At 71.6% G+C, this 15,558-nt stretch carries 14 protein-coding genes; all 14 read right to left on the bottom strand.

Annotated elements, in window-relative coordinates; translation table 11 throughout:
- Positions 1-108: 108 nt before the first annotated feature.
- Positions 109-1,044 (bottom strand): alpha/beta hydrolase, encoded by a 936-nt coding sequence (locus AB0412_RS33765; RefSeq protein WP_366406422.1) that lies wholly within the window; start codon positions 1,042-1,044, stop codon positions 109-111.
- A 73-nt stretch (positions 1,045-1,117) separates the two neighbouring features.
- Positions 1,118-2,107 (bottom strand): DMT family transporter, encoded by a 990-nt coding sequence (locus AB0412_RS33760; protein WP_366406421.1) that lies wholly within the window; start codon positions 2,105-2,107, stop codon positions 1,118-1,120.
- The gene (locus AB0412_RS33755) at positions 2,104-3,225 is read right to left on the bottom strand and encodes an arginine deiminase family protein (RefSeq protein ID WP_366406420.1); all 1,122 of its coding nucleotides are present in this window, start codon (positions 3,223-3,225) and stop codon (positions 2,104-2,106) included. The genes AB0412_RS33760 and AB0412_RS33755 overlap by 4 nt, the downstream gene beginning before the upstream one ends.
- Positions 3,225-4,424: a hypothetical protein gene (locus tag AB0412_RS33750; protein ID WP_366406419.1), complete on the bottom strand. Its 1,200-nt coding sequence runs from the start codon at positions 4,422-4,424 to the stop codon at positions 3,225-3,227. The genes AB0412_RS33755 and AB0412_RS33750 overlap by 1 nt, the downstream gene beginning before the upstream one ends.
- On the bottom strand, positions 4,412-5,677 hold the full coding sequence (locus AB0412_RS33745; protein WP_366406418.1) for an ATP-grasp domain-containing protein: 1,266 nt from the start codon (positions 5,675-5,677) through the stop codon (positions 4,412-4,414). The genes AB0412_RS33750 and AB0412_RS33745 overlap by 13 nt, the downstream gene beginning before the upstream one ends.
- A gap of 11 nt (positions 5,678-5,688) precedes the next feature.
- On the bottom strand, positions 5,689-6,354 hold the full coding sequence (locus tag AB0412_RS33740; protein WP_366406417.1) for an iron-containing redox enzyme family protein: 666 nt from the start codon (positions 6,352-6,354) through the stop codon (positions 5,689-5,691).
- 88 nt (positions 6,355-6,442) lie between these two features.
- Complete coding sequence (locus AB0412_RS33735) at positions 6,443-6,814, bottom strand: cupin domain-containing protein (RefSeq protein ID WP_366406416.1); 372 nt, start codon at positions 6,812-6,814, stop codon at positions 6,443-6,445.
- A gap of 73 nt (positions 6,815-6,887) precedes the next feature.
- Positions 6,888-7,817, bottom strand: coding sequence for a hypothetical protein (locus tag AB0412_RS33730; protein ID WP_366406415.1), 930 nt, complete (start codon positions 7,815-7,817; stop codon positions 6,888-6,890).
- Positions 7,814-8,752, bottom strand: coding sequence for an alpha/beta fold hydrolase (locus tag AB0412_RS33725; protein WP_366406414.1), 939 nt, complete (start codon positions 8,750-8,752; stop codon positions 7,814-7,816). Before AB0412_RS33725 ends, AB0412_RS33730 begins: the two co-directional genes overlap by 4 nt.
- Complete coding sequence (locus AB0412_RS33720; RefSeq protein WP_366406413.1) at positions 8,749-11,022, bottom strand: molybdopterin-dependent oxidoreductase; 2,274 nt, start codon at positions 11,020-11,022, stop codon at positions 8,749-8,751. Before AB0412_RS33720 ends, AB0412_RS33725 begins: the two co-directional genes overlap by 4 nt.
- Entirely contained in the window at positions 11,015-11,758 is a 744-nt protein-coding gene (locus AB0412_RS33715) for an SDR family oxidoreductase (RefSeq protein ID WP_366406412.1), read from the bottom strand. Before AB0412_RS33715 ends, AB0412_RS33720 begins: the two co-directional genes overlap by 8 nt.
- Positions 11,755-13,116, bottom strand: coding sequence for a radical SAM protein (locus AB0412_RS33710; protein ID WP_366406411.1), 1,362 nt, complete (start codon positions 13,114-13,116; stop codon positions 11,755-11,757). Before AB0412_RS33710 ends, AB0412_RS33715 begins: the two co-directional genes overlap by 4 nt.
- Before the next feature lie 24 nt (positions 13,117-13,140).
- On the bottom strand, positions 13,141-13,416 hold the full coding sequence (locus tag AB0412_RS33705) for an acyl carrier protein (protein WP_366406410.1): 276 nt from the start codon (positions 13,414-13,416) through the stop codon (positions 13,141-13,143).
- Positions 13,413-15,425 (bottom strand): fatty acyl-AMP ligase, encoded by a 2,013-nt coding sequence (locus AB0412_RS33700; protein WP_366406409.1) that lies wholly within the window; start codon positions 15,423-15,425, stop codon positions 13,413-13,415. The genes AB0412_RS33705 and AB0412_RS33700 overlap by 4 nt, the downstream gene beginning before the upstream one ends.
- Positions 15,426-15,558: the final 133 nt, after the last annotated feature.

Raw genomic sequence — 15,558 nt, 5'->3', positions numbered from 1 at the left:
GGGGCGGCGGCGCTGTTTCCCGGGCGCCCCCCGACCGCCCCCGCGGCCCCGCGTCCGCGGCCCGAACCCCTGGGGGGGCGCCCGGCCACTCTCCGCTGTACGGCGCTCTCACAGTGACTCGACGGCGTTGCAGTACGGCAGGTTCTCGACGGGGCGGTCCGTGCAGAAGCGGGCGATCAGGTCCGAGGACTCCTCCCTGCGCTCCACCGTCACCAGGTGGTCGCCCTCCTTGATGGTGGTGAACCGGGAACCGGGCATCGTCGCGGCCAGTTCGCGGCCCATCTGCGGGGTGCACAGGGTGTCGTACTCGCCGGTGAAGACCAGGGACGGCACCGGGGGGACGGGCAGCGGGCGGTAGCAGCCGTGGGTCGTCAGGCGGGTGTTGTGCTCGACCGCCTTCCTGATCTCGTCCGGTGTCTGGGTCAGGAACTGATTGCGCAGCAGCCGGGCCACGGCCGCGTGCTTGCGGACCCGGCCGGCCTCCGGGTTGGACATGAACAGCCGGACCAGTCCGTCGGCGGCCTCCTCGATCGCGCCCCGCTCCAGCGCGTGCGTCAGCCGGGGGACGGCATCGGTGTAGAGATCGGGAAGGCGCTTCGCCGCGCCGGCGAACAGGATGCGGCGCACGAACGAGGGGTGGTGCTGCGCGAAGCGCAGGCCGACGACCTCACCGAAGCAGCCGCCGAAGAGATTCACCCTCGGCACCCCGAGCTCCACCAGCATGTGCGCGACCGCGTCGGCGAGGAAGTCGATGTCGTACCGGGCCGGCAGGAAGTCCGCGCTGCCGTACCCGGGCAGGTCCACGGTGATCAGCGTGCACAGCGGTGACAGCCACCGCTCGTGGGTCTGCCAGGAGTAACGGTTCTGGGACGAGCCGCCGAGCAGCAGCAACGGCTCGGTGACCGGGGTGCGTTGATGGACGATGCGGCACTGATAGGCGAAGCCCTCGAACACGAGCTCGCGCTCCTCCACCTGTTCCGAGGGGGCGGGCCCCAACTCCCCTTCGGTCAACGGGTCCTGGGCGGTGGTGACGGCAGTGCGCATGAACGGCTCCGGGGAAGGCGGAACGACGGAGAACCGTTCCATGATTACCAGGAATCTCACCATCCCGGCGGAATCACTCAATTGTGGGCGATCCTGGCGAAGTCGCCAACCGATCATGTGCGGACGCCGCCGGGGCGGGACCGGGACGGCGGCGGGCGGAGTCCAGCAACTGGAAGCCGCAGAGCGCCGCCAGGATGACCAGTCCGCCCACCACCTGCAGTGGGCCCACGGCCTCGTCCAGCACCAGCCAGCCGAGGACCACGGCGACGACCGGTCGCAGCAGGGCGGACATGGACGCCAGACCGGCGTCGACCACCCGAAGGGCGTAGGTCATCAGCCCGTGCCCCAGCAGCTGGCTCACCAGCGCGTACACGAAGATCAGGGCGTAGCCGCCCGCGCTGTGCGGCAGCAGGGGGTCGCTGGTCAGCAGGGCCACCGGAGCGAGCATCAGCATGATGACCACCGAGTTGGTGACCATGATCAGGGCGGTCGGGATCCGCTCCCGCAGGTGTTGCGTCATGAGCAGGAAGACCGCGTACAGGGCCGCCGACGACAGGGCGAGGGCGTCGCCCAGGAAGTGGTGCTGCCCGATGGAGGGCCGGTCGGCGCCGCCCAGGACGACCAGTGCGCCGCCGGTGAGCGCGACCAGCACGATGCCCAGCTTCGCCAGGGCGACCCGCCGGCGCAGCACCACTGCCGTCAGCAGCAGGACGAACACGGGGGAGAGGTTCATCAGAAACGCGGTGTTGGCGACCGTCGTGTAGTGGACGGACCACTGGTTGGCCAGCAGGTCGGCTCCGGCCACCAGACTGGAGACCACGAGCAGCGTCACATCGCGGGAGCGCATGTCGCTCCATCGTGCGCTGCCCGCTCGAGGCACGGTCACGGCGCCGAGCAGGACGGAGGCGACCACCATGCGCAGCATGAGGGTGCTGGTGGGGTCGACCTCGCTGAGCCGCACGAAGATCAGCGCGGAACCCACGCCGACGGTGCTGGCCGCCAGAGCCGCGTACCCCAGGTACCGTTCCCGCGGGGCCGGCGGCGCGGCGCTGTGTGCAGTCATGCCTCTTCTTCCGTGGTGATGCGATCGGTGGACGTGGAGAGCGTGTTGACGGCGCAGTGCACGCTCCCGAACTGCTTGTGGTGTTCGTCGAAGGGCACGGCGACGACCTCGATGCCGTGCTTGTCCAGCAGCGGCGCCACATCGTCGTAGGCGGCGGTGGAGGTGACGGCCACGGACCGGCCGGGGACGAAGAACGCGTTCGCGGCGAAGCGTCCGATCTGCGCGGAGGACAGCGGCACGATGCGCGTCCCCGTCTCCTCCAGCGCCCGCCGCAGACCGACGGGCGGCCCGGCCGGCGCGTCGCGGCGGTGACGGACGGCCGTGACGGCGGGGCTGTCGAGCCGCTCCTCCGCGACGAGGGCGAGACCCGGGCCGAGACACAGCCAGTGGTCGAGGTGGAACTCCTCCGGACGGCGCAGACCGTCGTGCACCTCGATGACGTCCCGGCCGTCCGTCAGCAGGTGCCCGACCAGCGGGCCGGCCGACTCCGGGCTGGTGCGGAAGCCGCAGCCGAGGACGGCGAGCCGCTCCGTCACCGCCACGTCGCCGCCCTCCAGATACCGCCCGACCGGCGGTACGAGGTCCGCCGGACGGCCGCGCAGCCGGTGCAGCAGCACCTGAACGACCGCGGTCTCACGGGCCCGGTCACGGCGCCGGATCCGGCCGAGAGCCACCGCCCCGCCCAGGTCCGCGTAGTGGTCGCGCGGGAACATCAGCCCGAACAGCGGGCGCAGCACATAGCTCTCGTACGAGGCGTCCGGGCTGATCGCCGCGAGTTCCGCGTCGGCGTGCAGTTCCAGCCGCGGCCGGCGCAGCACGATGTCGATGAGATCGGACGGCGGCCACTGGGCGAACGCCCGGCGCACTCCCTCGCGTCGCTCCGGATCGTCTGCCCCGACGGCCTGTTCGGCCAGCCGCACGATCTCGTCCCGGCCGGCCGACGCGAGTCCCTCACGTACCGACACCACAGTGCCGTGTGCCGCGAGTACCGCCCGCAGCGCCGCCGACTCGTCCGCCGCGCGTCCGGGGTCGTAGGGCGGGTCGGCCTCCATGAACAGCGCCATCTCCACCGGCATGACCTCGGACGGGTTCTGCACGAGGAAGGTGGTCGAGGGCATCACCGGTCTCCCGCCAGCTCGTAGCGGTACGAGGCGATCGTCTCCGCGATCGCCTCCTCGATGTCCTTGGCGGACGGTCCCCGGTACCGGAAGCGGCCCAGGATGGTGTCGTAGCCGCCGGTGCCGTCGAAGCGGTGACCCGGTGCGGGCAGCACCTCGGCGTACAGATGGGGGATCCGGCCGAGCATGCCGGTGCGGGACACCAGGGTGTGGCCCCGCGGCTCCGGCAGCATCAGGAACCCCGCGTACGTCTCCGGGTCCGGGCCCGACTCCGGTATGCCGACGGGGTGCTCGCCGAGCAGGACGCGGATCCACTCGTGCACGAGATCGACGCCGTACACCTCGTCCATGACGAAGGGGATCTCGCCGCCGCCGACCCGCGCCCCGACCTCCAGGAACGCCGGTCCGTCCGCGTGCTGGATGACCTCCAGGTGGAACGGGCCGTCGGACAGGCCCAGCGCGTCCAGGCACCGGTCGGCGAACCCGCCGATCAGGCCGGCCTCCTCGTCGCGGACCACCACGGAGCCCAGCGGCCGGCCGAGCGCGAAGCCGTGGCAGGTGCCGAGGTAGCGGGAGGCCAGCCGGAAGACGGTCGCGCCCCGGTGGCGCAGACCGTCCACGTGCCAGATCGGTCCGTCGAGGAACTCCTCGACCTCGTAGTCGTCGAGGGATTCCTCGACCTCGTAGCTCTCGAAGTCCCCGGATGCGGAGCGGATGATCCGCACCCCGGCGGATGCGGCGCCCGTCCGGGGCTTGACGACGACCGGTCCGGCGCACGAGCGGGCGAAGGCGGCGATGTCGGCGGACGTGCGGACGGGGGTGAAGCGCGGTACGCGCAGTCCGGCCCGCGCGACGGCCTCCTTCATGACGGTCTTGTCGCGGACCAGCAGCGTGGCCCGCACGTCCGGTCCCGGTGTCGCGAACCGCTCGCGCACCCGCGCCGCGGTCAGCAGGTCGAACTCCGACAGGGCCAGCACCGCGTCGAACGGTCCCGCCGCCCGGTGGCAGCGCGACACCGCGCTCTCCACCGCCTCCTGATCGTCGAGGGAGGCGACCGTCTCGACGTGCCCGACGCCCGCCGGGATCATCGGCAGATGGGCCGTGACCGTCACGTACGACACCCGGTGTGCGGTGTGGTCGAGATAGCGGCCGTAGTCGGCGAAGCTGTCGCTGTAGCGGTTCAGGATCAGTACACGCACGGCAGCGGCTCCAGGGTCGCGTGCGCCACCGCCCGGTCGACGGCCGCGAACGCGGCGTCCAGGGCGGCCCGGTCCGGTGCGCTGAGCACGGCGTGCCCGAAGCGCTGACGGAAGTCGGTGGCCGGCCGCAGAACGGTGCCCGCGGGGCAGGTGACGGCGGCCTCCGTGCAGCCGGGGATGCCGGACAGCCGCTCGCGCAGTGCCGCCGGGTCGGTGAGGCGCGCGGGGCGCGGCACGCTGAAGAAGCGGACCCCGGCCACGCCCCTGGCGGGCCCGCGCTCCGGGACCGGCCGTCCGGTCAGGCTGCGCACCATGGCCTCGGGCAGGGAGAAGCCGTACACCTGCGCAACGAGCCGGTGGATCCGGTCGCCGCCCAGCCGTGCCCCGACCTCGATGACGACCGGGCCGGAGCCGGTGAGCCGTGCCTCCAGGTGGAAGGCTCCGGCCGTCAGACCCAGGGCCGACACCGCGTCGAGGGCGACGGCCTCCAGCGCGGCGCGATCGTGGGGTTCCAGATCCGCCTCCACCACATGGCCGGTCTCGACGAAGCAGGGCTCCGGGCCGAGTTGCTTGCCGGTGACGGCGACCACGCGCGGTCCACCGTCCGTCACACAGCCCTCGACGCTGAACTCTGGTCCGTCCAGGTACGGTTCGAGCAGCATCCGCTCGCCGACCAGCCGCCCCAGGTCCTCCACCGGACCGACGGCCGTGTCCTCGGCCAGGGCGCGGCGCAGCTCCGCCAGATCGTCGACCCGCCGCACCCGCAGACTGCCGGAGCCGTCCACCGGCTTGAGCACAGCGGGAAACCCCACCCGGGCGGCCAGCGAGCGCAGCAGAGCGGTGCTGACGTCGTCCAGGGTGAAGGGCACGCCCTGCGCCACCGGGACACCGGCCCGCGCCAGGGCCTGCTCCATCCGGTACTTGTCGCCGAGGACGTCCGCCGCCGCGGGCGCGAGGCCCGGAAGCCCCAGCACCGACGCCGCCGCGGCGGCCGGCTGCACCGCGTAGTCGAATCCGGGGGCGACGCCCACGACGTCGTGCTCCTCGGCGGCGGACACGGCGGCCTTCACGAACGACGCGGGGTCCGCGTCGACGCGGGTCACGGTGACGCCCGCCTCCCGCAGCGCGGCGGGCAGGGCGTCGGGCGGCCGGGTCGTGCAGACGTGGACGCGCAGGCCGAGCGACAACGCGGCCGAGACGACGTCGAAGCCCGACGACTCCGGCTCGAGCACGAGGAGCGTTCCGGCTGACACCCGCTGACCCCTCACTTGACCGTGTGGGCGTGCAGTTCCGCGAAGTACAGGCCGATGAGATCGATGAAGTTGGTCAGCAGGCGCTCGGCGGAGTCGAAGTCGCCCCAGCCGCGCACCGCACGGTCGACCGTGGACCACATCAGCTCGTCGTGGTCGTGGGACTCGTCGTAGTCGATGTGGGCCTGCGAGCCCTTCACCGTCTCCAGGCCGAAGGTGTCGGCCGCCTTCTTGGTGATGACGGGGTTGTACCGGTCCGAGTACCACTCGACGAACCAGTTCCAGACGGCCGTCGGCAGGGGCCCCTGCTCGTTGACGGCGAAGTACAGATAGCCCATGAGGTACTCGGTCGACGGGAAGGGGCGCAGCGCGTCGACCTCGTCCTTCTCGATGCCGAACCGCTTCAGGTCCCGCAGGAACATGCCCTCGTGGTTGTTCTCCTCCGACAGGTACTGGGCGAGGGTCGCGGCCAGCCGGTGGTCCCTGGAGCCGACCTTGTACAGGCCGTAGGCGTCGACCTCGTTGTTGAGACGGATGCGCAGCACGGTCTCGATCAGGTGGCGCTTGTAGTACTCGCGGTCCGTCCAGGAGCCGTCGTGGAACTCGCGCGCTGCGGGAACCTTCTCGAAGAGCGCCTCCATACGGTCGGCGGCCAGCTTCTCCAGACGTGTCCGGGACATGGTCTCCCCCTCGGGTCGGCTTCGGGCTGACCACGCTAGGGAGGGCTGTCCTCGGACCGTCCTTCGTCCGTCCTCGCCGGGCGGACGCTCAGATCCACTCCTCGCCGGCGGTCAACTCGCTCTCGGCCTCACCGGTGTTGACCACCCCGGGCGGGTCCATGATGACGACCTCGCACTCCTGCGGGGCGTACGGTTTGTGGTACAGGCCGCGCGGTACGACGAACATCTCGCCGGGGCCCAGCACCACGCTCGGCAGGTCCTTGAGCTCGATGGTCAGTTCGCCCTTGACGACGAGGAACAGCTCGTCGCCCTCGGGGTGGTTGTGCCACACGAAGTCGCCCGCGAGCCTGGCCACCTTGAATTCCAGGCCGTTCGCCTCCAGGACCGTCTTCGGCGACCAGTACTCAGTGATCTTCGTCAGCTTCTCGGCGATGTCGACGGGGGTGCCGGGCCTTGCCATGTGTGCTCCTCGGTTCGGGTGTGCGGGTGTGCGGGTGTGCGGGTGAGGCGTGTGGCGTGGTGTGCGGGGTGCTTCAGCAGGTGCCCTCGACGCGGCCGAAGACCGCCGGGCGCTCCCGCGGCCCGTGGGGTCCGACGGAGTGCAGGCCGACGAGGGCGACGGTCCGCTCCGAGTCGTGGAACAGACGGCCGCGTACGACGTAGTCGTCCCCGGCGGAGAACGGCGCCTTGAACACCGCGGCGATCCGGCAGACGGCGTGCCGCGCGGCCGGCAGGCCGGCGTCGGCCACCAGCCGGGTGGCCATGTCCTCCATCGCGGCGGTGTACTCGCCCGTGTAGACGTACTGGTTGACATCGGTGTGCTGGAGCCCGAACCGGCCCCGGACCTCGGTCGGTCCGCCGGCCGCGGCGGTCAGGCCGGGGCACGGCTCGCTCAGCGACTCCACCGTCGGATGCGGTTCCTTCAGCACATGCAGCCGCAGCCCGTCGAGCTCCGGCTGCGGCTCCCGCACGAGCCGCTCCGCCGGGGGCGCCGACGGCCTCAGCAGGGTGAGCACCACGCGCCCCGCACCGCAGTCGACGGGTTCCTCCGACAGGCGCTCGCGGTAGCGGCGCGGCTCGCCCGCGCCGGGCGGGGTGGCGAAGCCGTAGCGGATGTCGAAGCCGAGGCGGGTGGCCGGCTCGCCGAGGCCCGTGCCCGACAGCTCGCCGAACCGGGTCTCGACCCTGGAGTGCACCGGAGCGGCCACCGCCGCCGCGAGGTCGTCCCGGCGGAAGTCCAGGCTGGACACCACCGACACCAGACCCCGGCCGCGCAGCCCGGCCACATCCACCCGGCGGCTGAAGCCCTCGTACATCAGGGGCGGGAACCAGGAGATCAGGGAGCGGACCTTGATCCGGAAGCGGGCGTCGAGGTCGGGGACCTCCAGGGCCCTGGTGCTCCGGGTGACGACCGAGTCGGCCTGCTCGGCCGGGTCCGTCGTGGTGTGCTGGGCGGCTGTCATCGCGGCTCCTGCGAGGTGGCGGTGCGGCGCTCCGACGGGCCGGTCCCCGCGAAGGCCGTGCGGAGGAACGAAACTATCCGGTCGGCGTAACGCTCCGGATCCACCAGGTGGTTGGTGAGGTGCCGGCCACGGGGGACGCGCCAGACCTCGCCGCGCCCGGTGTGGTGGCGGTCGAGGAACCGGCAGCTCTCCTCGACGTCGAAGAAGGTGTCCCGGTCGCCGGCGATCAGCAGCAGGTCGGTCCCGCCGAGGCGGCGTGTGGAGCGCCGGGCCTGCCGGTAGAGGGCCCCGGCCCGGGTGCGCGCGACCAGCGCGCGGATGACGGCGTGGTCGACCGCGGCCCGCAGCCTGGGCGCCCGGCTGCCGCGGCGTTCCTCGCGCAGCAGCGTGCGCAGCATGTCCTGCCAGCGGACCAGGGGTGTGGAGTCGAGGATCACCGCGGGGTAGTGACGGTCCGCCGTGCCGGCGTGCGCGATGGCCATGTTGCCTCCGAAGGAGCACCCCATGAGGGCGATGCGGTGCCGCAGCAGCGCGTCGTGTGCGTGCTCCCGCTCCACATGACGGGCCACGGCCTCCAGATCGGCCAGCGGGGCCCGCAGACTCCGCCCGCGCCCACGCGGCGCTTCGCTGTCCCCGCAGCCGCGGAAGTCGAAGGTGACGACCGTCAGTTGCCGCCCGTGCAGCAGGGCGGCCTGCCGCAGCACACGGGACTTCCCGGCGTTGCGGGCGTGGCAGAGGATCACCACGCCCCAGGGGCGGTCCGGGACGAAGGACCACCCGCTGATGCCCACGCGGTCCGCCGTCCGGACCCGGAACGGCCGGGGCGTCAGCCCGTAGTCCCCCGGGTGTTCCAGGCCGGGGGCGGGCGGGGGTGTGCTGAAGCGGCGGTAGAGGCGCACCGGGTAGCCGGGGCCCGTCAGAGGCGTCCGGTTCATGAGGGGAGGGGCTCCAGGTCGACCTGGGTGTCCTTCAGCAGGGGCTGCCAGGTGTGCGGATCGCAGTGGTCCGAGCTGGTCAGCACGTTCGGGTGGGTGCCCGCGTGGTCGGGGTGGAAGGTCAGGTAGAGATGGCCCCTGGGGACGTCGTCGCTCAGCTCGGCCGGGCAGACCAGACTGCCGAGGTCGTTGCTGAGCCGGACCCGCTGGGCGCTGGTGACGCCGAGCCGGCCGGCGTCGGCCGGGTTGACGTACACGCTGTTGGCGGCGGGCCACAGCGCCTCGCCGGTGGCCGTGGCGGAGTTGAACATCGCCACGTCGCGGCGGCGCGCCGTCGGTCCCATGCCGCCGCGGCCGGTGATCAGGACGAACTGCCGGTCGTTGCGCTCGCCGAACGGCACCAGCCGCTCCGGCGGCGGGAGATGGAACCGGGCCCGGTGGCGGTCGGCCGCGAACACCCCGGGGAAGGACACCTCCTCGTCCGGGCCGGTACGGGTGTAGCGGCGCTCGCCGCCCCACTGGACCCCCTCGCCCGAGCGGATGTCCGCGAGGGTGATGGGCCGGCCGGTGCCGTCGCAGAACTCGTTGTAGAAACCGCGTGAAGCCGCCTGGATCTCCTCCCACACGGGCTCGCTGAGCACTTCGCCGTACTCGTCGACCGGGTAGCGGAACGCCTCGTCCAGCGCCCGGGCGGACAGGTCGCCGTTCCCCCGCGCGACGAGGGCGTCGACGTCGTCCTCGGACAGCCCGGCGACGTCGGGCGGCTCGGCTCCCGCGAGGCGTTCGGCGATCCTGCGGGCCACGGCACACACGATCCGCACATCGCTCCACGCCTCGAACGGCGGCTCCTCGATGGCCTCCATGTACTGCAGCCGGCGCTCACCGTTGAGGAAGACGCCCGAGGTCTCGTGCTTGGTGCGGCACGGCAGCACGATGTCGGCGTACTCGAGCATCTCCGGGTTGTAGTACGAGTCGACGTAGATCACGCACAGGTCCATCATGCGTTCGCGCCACTGGGCGAGGTTGGGGAAGTTCCGCGCCGGGTTGGTGCCGAAGACGAACAGCGTCCGCAGCCGCTCGGACGTGGCGAAGGACGCCACCGGCAGGCCCTGGGCGGGGTTGATCCGCCAGGCGGGCAGCTTCCACAGCTCGGCCGCCCTCGCCCGGTGCTCCGGGTCCGACAACCGCATCCGGAACGGCAGGAGGCGGCCCGAATAGCCCATGGCGAGCTCCGCCGAGGCATTGGACTGGCCGGCGAGCCGCACATGGCCGCGGCCCGGCGCGCCGAGCTGGCCGGTCAGCAGATGCAGGTTGAGGATCGAGGCGACGCCGCTGCTGCCGACGGTCTGGTTGATGCCGACCGAGCTGGTGGTGACGACCCGCTCGCTCTCCCACAGCCGGCAGGCGCGCAGGACGCGTGAGCGCATCTCCTCGACGGGCATGCCGGCAGGGGTGAGACGGGGGACGGCCTCGTCGAGGGAGTACGGACCCCTGGTCACCATCCGCACGAACGCGTCCGCGCTGTCGGGGTCGACGGCCCGGGCGACGTAGTCGCGGTCCACCGCGCCGCGGTCGAGGAGATGGCGGGCGAAGATCATGTTCAGCAGGATGTCGCTGCCGCTGCGGACCGGCAGATGGATGGTGCGGGGGTCGTCCGCCTGCAGCCGTTCGACGGTCGCGGTGCGGCGCGGGTCGACGACGACCTTCACGGCGTCGCGGTTGCGCCGTACGTACCGCTGGAAGACCGTGGGGTGGTTGATCGCCGGGTTGTGCCCGTAGAAGAAGACGGCGTCGGCCTCGCGGTAGTCGTCGTACGCCGCGAACGGCCCTTCGTTGCCGAAGACCAGCTCGTGCCCGCCGGCGTTGTTCGCCAGGCACTGCTCGGCGTTCGAGCAGATGTTGTTGGTGCCCAGATGGCCCTGGAAGAACTTCTTGGCGAGCCACAGGGACTCCAGCGTCATCTGCCCGACGCCGTAGCAGGCGAGGGCGTCGCGGCCGAACTCCTGGCGGTCGGCGAGCACCGTGTCCGCCACCATGTCGATGGCGTAGTCCCAGGAGATCTGCTCCCAGCCGTACGGCGTGCGCAGCAGCGGGCTGGTGAAGCGGGCGACCTCGGTCGGGTCGGCGCTCAGGTGCTTCTGGAAGTAGTGGGCGCCCTTGACGCACACGCCCAGGCTGCCGGTCGCCCGGACGCGTCCGCCGTCCTCGACGGTGACCTGGTCGACGACCCCGCAGAAGGTGCACAGGGTCTTCTTCGCCTTGTCAGCCACGGCCGGACTCCATCAGGTCCCGGGTCAGGGCGGGGGAGCCCAGCGTCCAGCCGCCGTCGACGACGAACTCCTGGCCGGTGACGTAGGCCAGGGCGGGCGAGACCAGTGCCGTGACCAGCGCGGCGACATCGTCGGGGGTGCCGAGCCGGCCGAGCGGGATGTGCCCGGCCACCGCCTTCTTCCAGGGCTCGCTCCGCCGCGCCGTGGGGCCGCTGTCGATGAAGCCGGGCAGCACCGTGTTGCAGGTGATGCGGTAGCGGGCGAGTTCCGCCGCGAGCGCGCGGCCGTAGGCGGACAGCGCGCCCTTGGCGGCGGAGTAGGCGCTCAGGCCGGGCACCCCGGCTCGCGACACCGCCGAGCCGACGTTGACGATGGTCCCCCCGCCGTTCTTCATCATCCGGAACACGGCCGCGCGGCACACATGGGCGACGGCCTGCACATTGACCTCCAGGAGGCGCTCCAGGTGGCCGGCCGGGGAACCCAGCACCGGCGCCTCGTCGAGCGCGCCGAAGCAGTTCACGACGGCCGAGCAGGGGCCTACGTCCTTCCACACGGCCGCCATGAACGCCTTGCACGATTCCGGGTCGGTCACGTCGACGCGACGGCGGGCGATGCCGAGGCCGGGCAGCTCGTCCGGGTCCCCCCTGAGGCCGACGGCCACCTCGTGGCCCGCGTCGCTCAGCGCGTGGACGATCGCGGTGCCGAGCCCGCCGGGCCCGATGACGATCGCCCTCACACCATCCTCCGGCCGGAGGTGGCCAGCGCCGACTCGCGCTCGCTCTTCTTGCGGACCAGGTTGCGGTAGATGGACTTGAAGTGCCGGGTCTTGGCGAGGGAGAACTCACGGCTGTAGAAGTCCCGGTAGATGCCGAGCGTGCCGTCCTCCAGCTCCTCCGGGGTCATGTTGCGCGGCTGGAAGCAGGCGTCGAAGACGGTGTAGTACGACCACGACTTGTCCGGCAGGATCCGGCCCTCCGCCTCCATGTCGTCGCGCAGCGGCGTCCCCGGGAACGGGGTCACGCAGGAGACCTGGACGCCCGCCAGGTAGTTGTCCTTGATGAACCGCGAGGTCTGTTCGAAGGAGTCCTTCGTGTCCGTGTCCAGGCCGAGGGAGAAGGCCCCGTACACCCCGATCCCGTGGTCCTGGATGGTCTTCGTGGCCTCCACGTACTTGTCGAGCGCGCGGTACTTCCAGTTGCGCTCGTCGATGCCGTCGAGCGTGTCCTGCGAGACGCTCTCGAAGCCGATGAGCATCGTCATGCAGCCGCTCTCGTGCATCAGGTCGAGGATCTCGGGGTCCTTGTAGAACGACACGTCGGACTGCCCGCTCCACTTGACGCCGAGCGGCTTGAGCCGGGTGAGGAGCTCCCGGGTGCGATGGCGGTCCACGACGAAGTTGTCGTCGGAGAACAGCACATACGGGCTGTCCCAGCGGTCGCGGACCGCCTCGACCTCGGCGATCACCTGGTCGATCGACTTGTAGCCGAGCTTGTCGCGGTAGCGGATGGTCGCGGCGCAGAACCGGCAGCTGTGCGGGCAGCCCCGGGAGGTCTCCACCCAGATGCTGGGGTAGTAGCGCCGGTGGGCGAGTTCGTAGCGGGGCCGGGGCGCGGTCTGCATGTCGGTGCGCCTCGTCTGCCGGTACATGGGTTTGAGCCGGTTCTGCTCGAAGTCGTGGAGCACCTCGGGCCACACCGCCTCCGCCTCGCCGACACAGACCGCGTCGACGTGCCGCATCACCTCGTGGGGCAGCAGGTTGGCGTGCAGCCCGCCGGCGACCACGGGAATGCCGCGGGCCCGGAACTCGGCCGCGATCTCGTACATCCGGTCCGCCTGCGCGGTCATCCCCGTCAGGGCGACGAGATCGGCGTCGGCGTCGAAATCGACCGGTTCGATGTTCTCGTCGATGTAACGGACGTCGTACGACGGCGGGGTGAGCGCTCCGACGATCAGCAGGCCGGTGGCGAAACCCGTCCAGGTGTAGTCGAAGAACTGAAACTCGCGGCACTCCCGCTTGAACTTCTGGTGCTTTTCGTTCCGGCCGAAGAACGAGGCCGTCGGTGATATGAGAAGCAGTGTGCGTTTGCGTGCCATGAGTCCACTCCGGTCTCGGCTGATTCAGTCGGTCGGGGCGGCCTTGCGGCAGTAGGCCGCGAAGTCCCGGACGGTGTTGATGTCGAACAGTTCCTGCTCGTCGATCTCGATGCCCAGTTCGGCCTCGACCCGGACCAGGATTTCCAGAAGGAGGATGGAGTCCACGTTCCTCAGCCCGGTCACGGGACTGTCGAGCCGAATTTCGGCCGGTTCGATCCGGGCCACTTCGGAGATGGCCTTCTGAACGGTCAGCCAGATGTGGTCCTGCGTCTCCGGCTGCGCGGCAGACTGTGCGGTCATGTCTCAGCTCTCCTCGATGGCGCTGGGTTCTTGTGAGCCGGGCGGACGGAGAAGGACTTGCCGACGCCTCCGCGCAGTCCGCCGAGTCCGCGCGGCATGGGCAGGTAGTCCGGCTCCGGAATGTCGATCACCATTCCCACCGCCAGCCGGGCCGCCTTGAATCCGGCCACGTCCTTGTTGTGCAGCGCCAGTTCCTGATGGCGCCGGGCGTCGCCGTACGCGAGGAACGCGATCTCCGTGATGGTGTCGCCGGGCCGGACGGCATAGCGACTGCCGATGGCCGGCACCGGTGAGACGGCGGGGGGCGGCGGGGTGACCTGCGCTGCCGGGGTGACCTCGGCCGCCGGGACTTCGGCTGGCGGGGTGACGTCGCCGAGTGCGCCCGTGTCGAGGAGCACCGCGGTCCGGGCGCGCTGCTTCTTTCCCGAACTCGTCCTCGGCAGCGCCCCCTTGCGGATGACGGTGACGTCCCGGACGGGGATGCCGAACTGCGTCCGCACCCGCGCCGCGATCTCCTCGGCGAGCCCCGCGGGCGGGGGGTACGTCTTCGCCTCCGCCACGATGCGCACGGCCTCGGTGTCGCCGCGGCGCACCGCGACCGCCGCCGAGCCGCCCGGCCGCACCCCGGCCACCGACTCGACCTCCCGCTCGATGTCGTGCGGCTGGTGGTTGCGCCCGTTGACGATGATCAGGTCCTTGCTCCGGCCGGTCACATAGAGCTCCCCGGCCAGCAGGAACCCGAGATCGCCGGTGTGCAGACGGCCGTCCTTCCAGGTCCGGCCGGTCAGCTCCGCGTCCGCGTAGTACCCGAGCGCCATGTGGGTGCTGCGCACGGTCACCTCGCCCTCGTGGCCCTCGGGCAGCTCCCGCCCGTCCGCCGAGACGATCCGCACCTCGGTCCCGTCCAGCGGGCGTCCGCAGGAGGCGAGTTCGATCGCCTCGCCGCCGGCGGCGACGGGGACGGCGAGGCGCTCCTCGGCCAGGCGGCGGGCGTCCACCACCGTCGTGGCGAGCCCGCCCGGCGCCGGGGCGACGGACACCGCGAGGGTCGCCTCGGCCATGCCGTAGCAGGGCCGCAGGGCCTCGGCGCGGAAACCGCTGCCCGCGTAGGCGGCGGCGAAGCGCCGCAGCGTGCCGGTCGACACCGGCTCGGCGCCGCAGCCGGCGATCCGCCAGGCCGACAGGTCCAGGCCCGTGGGCGGGGCGACGGCGGCCTTGGCGGCGAGCAGCCCGTAGGCGAAGTTCGGGGCGAAGGAGATGGTGCCGCGCACCTCGCTCATCAGCCGCAGGAAGCCCAGCGGGTCGCGCACGAACCGCATCGGCGACTGGTACCAGGTGCTGGTCTGGGTGAGCAGAGGCGTGAAGATCTTTCCGATCAGCCCCATGTCGTGATGGACGGGCAGCCACGACACACCCCGGTCGGCGTCCGGGTCCACGGCGAGGGCCGCGGACAGGGCCCGTACGTGCCGCAGCAGCCGCCCGTGCTCCACCGCGACCCCCTTGGGCCGGCCGGTGCTGCCGCTGGTGAACTGGATGAGGGCGAGGTCCTCGGGGGCGGGCGGCGCGCTCGACGGACCGGGGCGTGCCCCGGTCAGCGCCTCGAAGGGCAGCACGCGGCAGGGCAGCTCCAGCTCCCGCAGAGAGCCGGTGAAGACCTCCTCGGTGAGGCACACGGACGCACCGGAGGCCCGGCACAGCCGACGAAGGTGGTCGCGGTAGGCGTCCTGGTGGCTGGTGAACGAGGGCGGTGCGGCCGGCACGGCGACGAGGCCCGCGCGCAGCGCCGCCCCGAGGGCGAGGACGAAAGGCCGGGCGCCGGCCATGAGCAGGACGACCCGGTCACCGGGGGACAGACCCAGCGCGGCCCAGCGCAGCGCGAGCGTCTCGGTGCGGTCGGCCAGTTCGGCGTAGGAAACCGTCTCCTGGTGCTGGTCCCCGGGGAAATGCAGTGCGCGGTCGTCGCGTCTGCAGGACGCGAGAATGTCCGCGAAGGTCGCGCTCTCGGCCAACGAGATTCGCCCCCTGTCGTGGTGAGTGCCGCAAGGAATGTCGTTGAACAGCGGCCGAAAGAAGTGGCGTGAAGAGCCCCGAAATCCGGGGTGAAATGTTTCGGCGAGCAGGTCGTGCCCGGCCTGTGGCGCC

The sequence above is a fragment of the Streptomyces sp. NPDC052012 genome (genome assembly GCF_040689265.1).
Classification (GTDB): domain Bacteria; phylum Actinomycetota; class Actinomycetes; order Streptomycetales; family Streptomycetaceae; genus Streptomyces.
The sequence above is the reverse complement of the archived record's forward strand: the minus strand, read 5'-3'. Positions and strand labels throughout refer to the sequence as shown.

Bases quoted from the DNA above. Each gene is read 5' to 3' on its own strand.
- AB0412_RS33765 (WP_366406422.1), bottom strand. From the start codon at position 1,044: ATGCGCACTGCCGTCACCACCGCCCAGGACCCGTTGACCGAAGGGGAG.
- AB0412_RS33760 (WP_366406421.1), bottom strand. From the start codon at position 2,107: ATGACTGCACACAGCGCCGCGCCGCCGGCCCCGCGGGAACGGTACCTG.
- AB0412_RS33755 (WP_366406420.1), bottom strand. From the start codon at position 3,225: ATGCCCTCGACCACCTTCCTCGTGCAGAACCCGTCCGAGGTCATGCCG.
- AB0412_RS33740 (WP_366406417.1), bottom strand. From the start codon at position 6,354: ATGTCCCGGACACGTCTGGAGAAGCTGGCCGCCGACCGTATGGAGGCG.
- AB0412_RS33735 (WP_366406416.1), bottom strand. From the start codon at position 6,814: ATGGCAAGGCCCGGCACCCCCGTCGACATCGCCGAGAAGCTGACGAAG.
- AB0412_RS33730 (WP_366406415.1), bottom strand. From the start codon at position 7,817: ATGACAGCCGCCCAGCACACCACGACGGACCCGGCCGAGCAGGCCGAC.
- AB0412_RS33725 (WP_366406414.1), bottom strand. From the start codon at position 8,752: ATGAACCGGACGCCTCTGACGGGCCCCGGCTACCCGGTGCGCCTCTAC.
- AB0412_RS33710 (WP_366406411.1), bottom strand. From the start codon at position 13,116: ATGGCACGCAAACGCACACTGCTTCTCATATCACCGACGGCCTCGTTC.
- AB0412_RS33705 (WP_366406410.1), bottom strand. From the start codon at position 13,416: ATGACCGCACAGTCTGCCGCGCAGCCGGAGACGCAGGACCACATCTGG.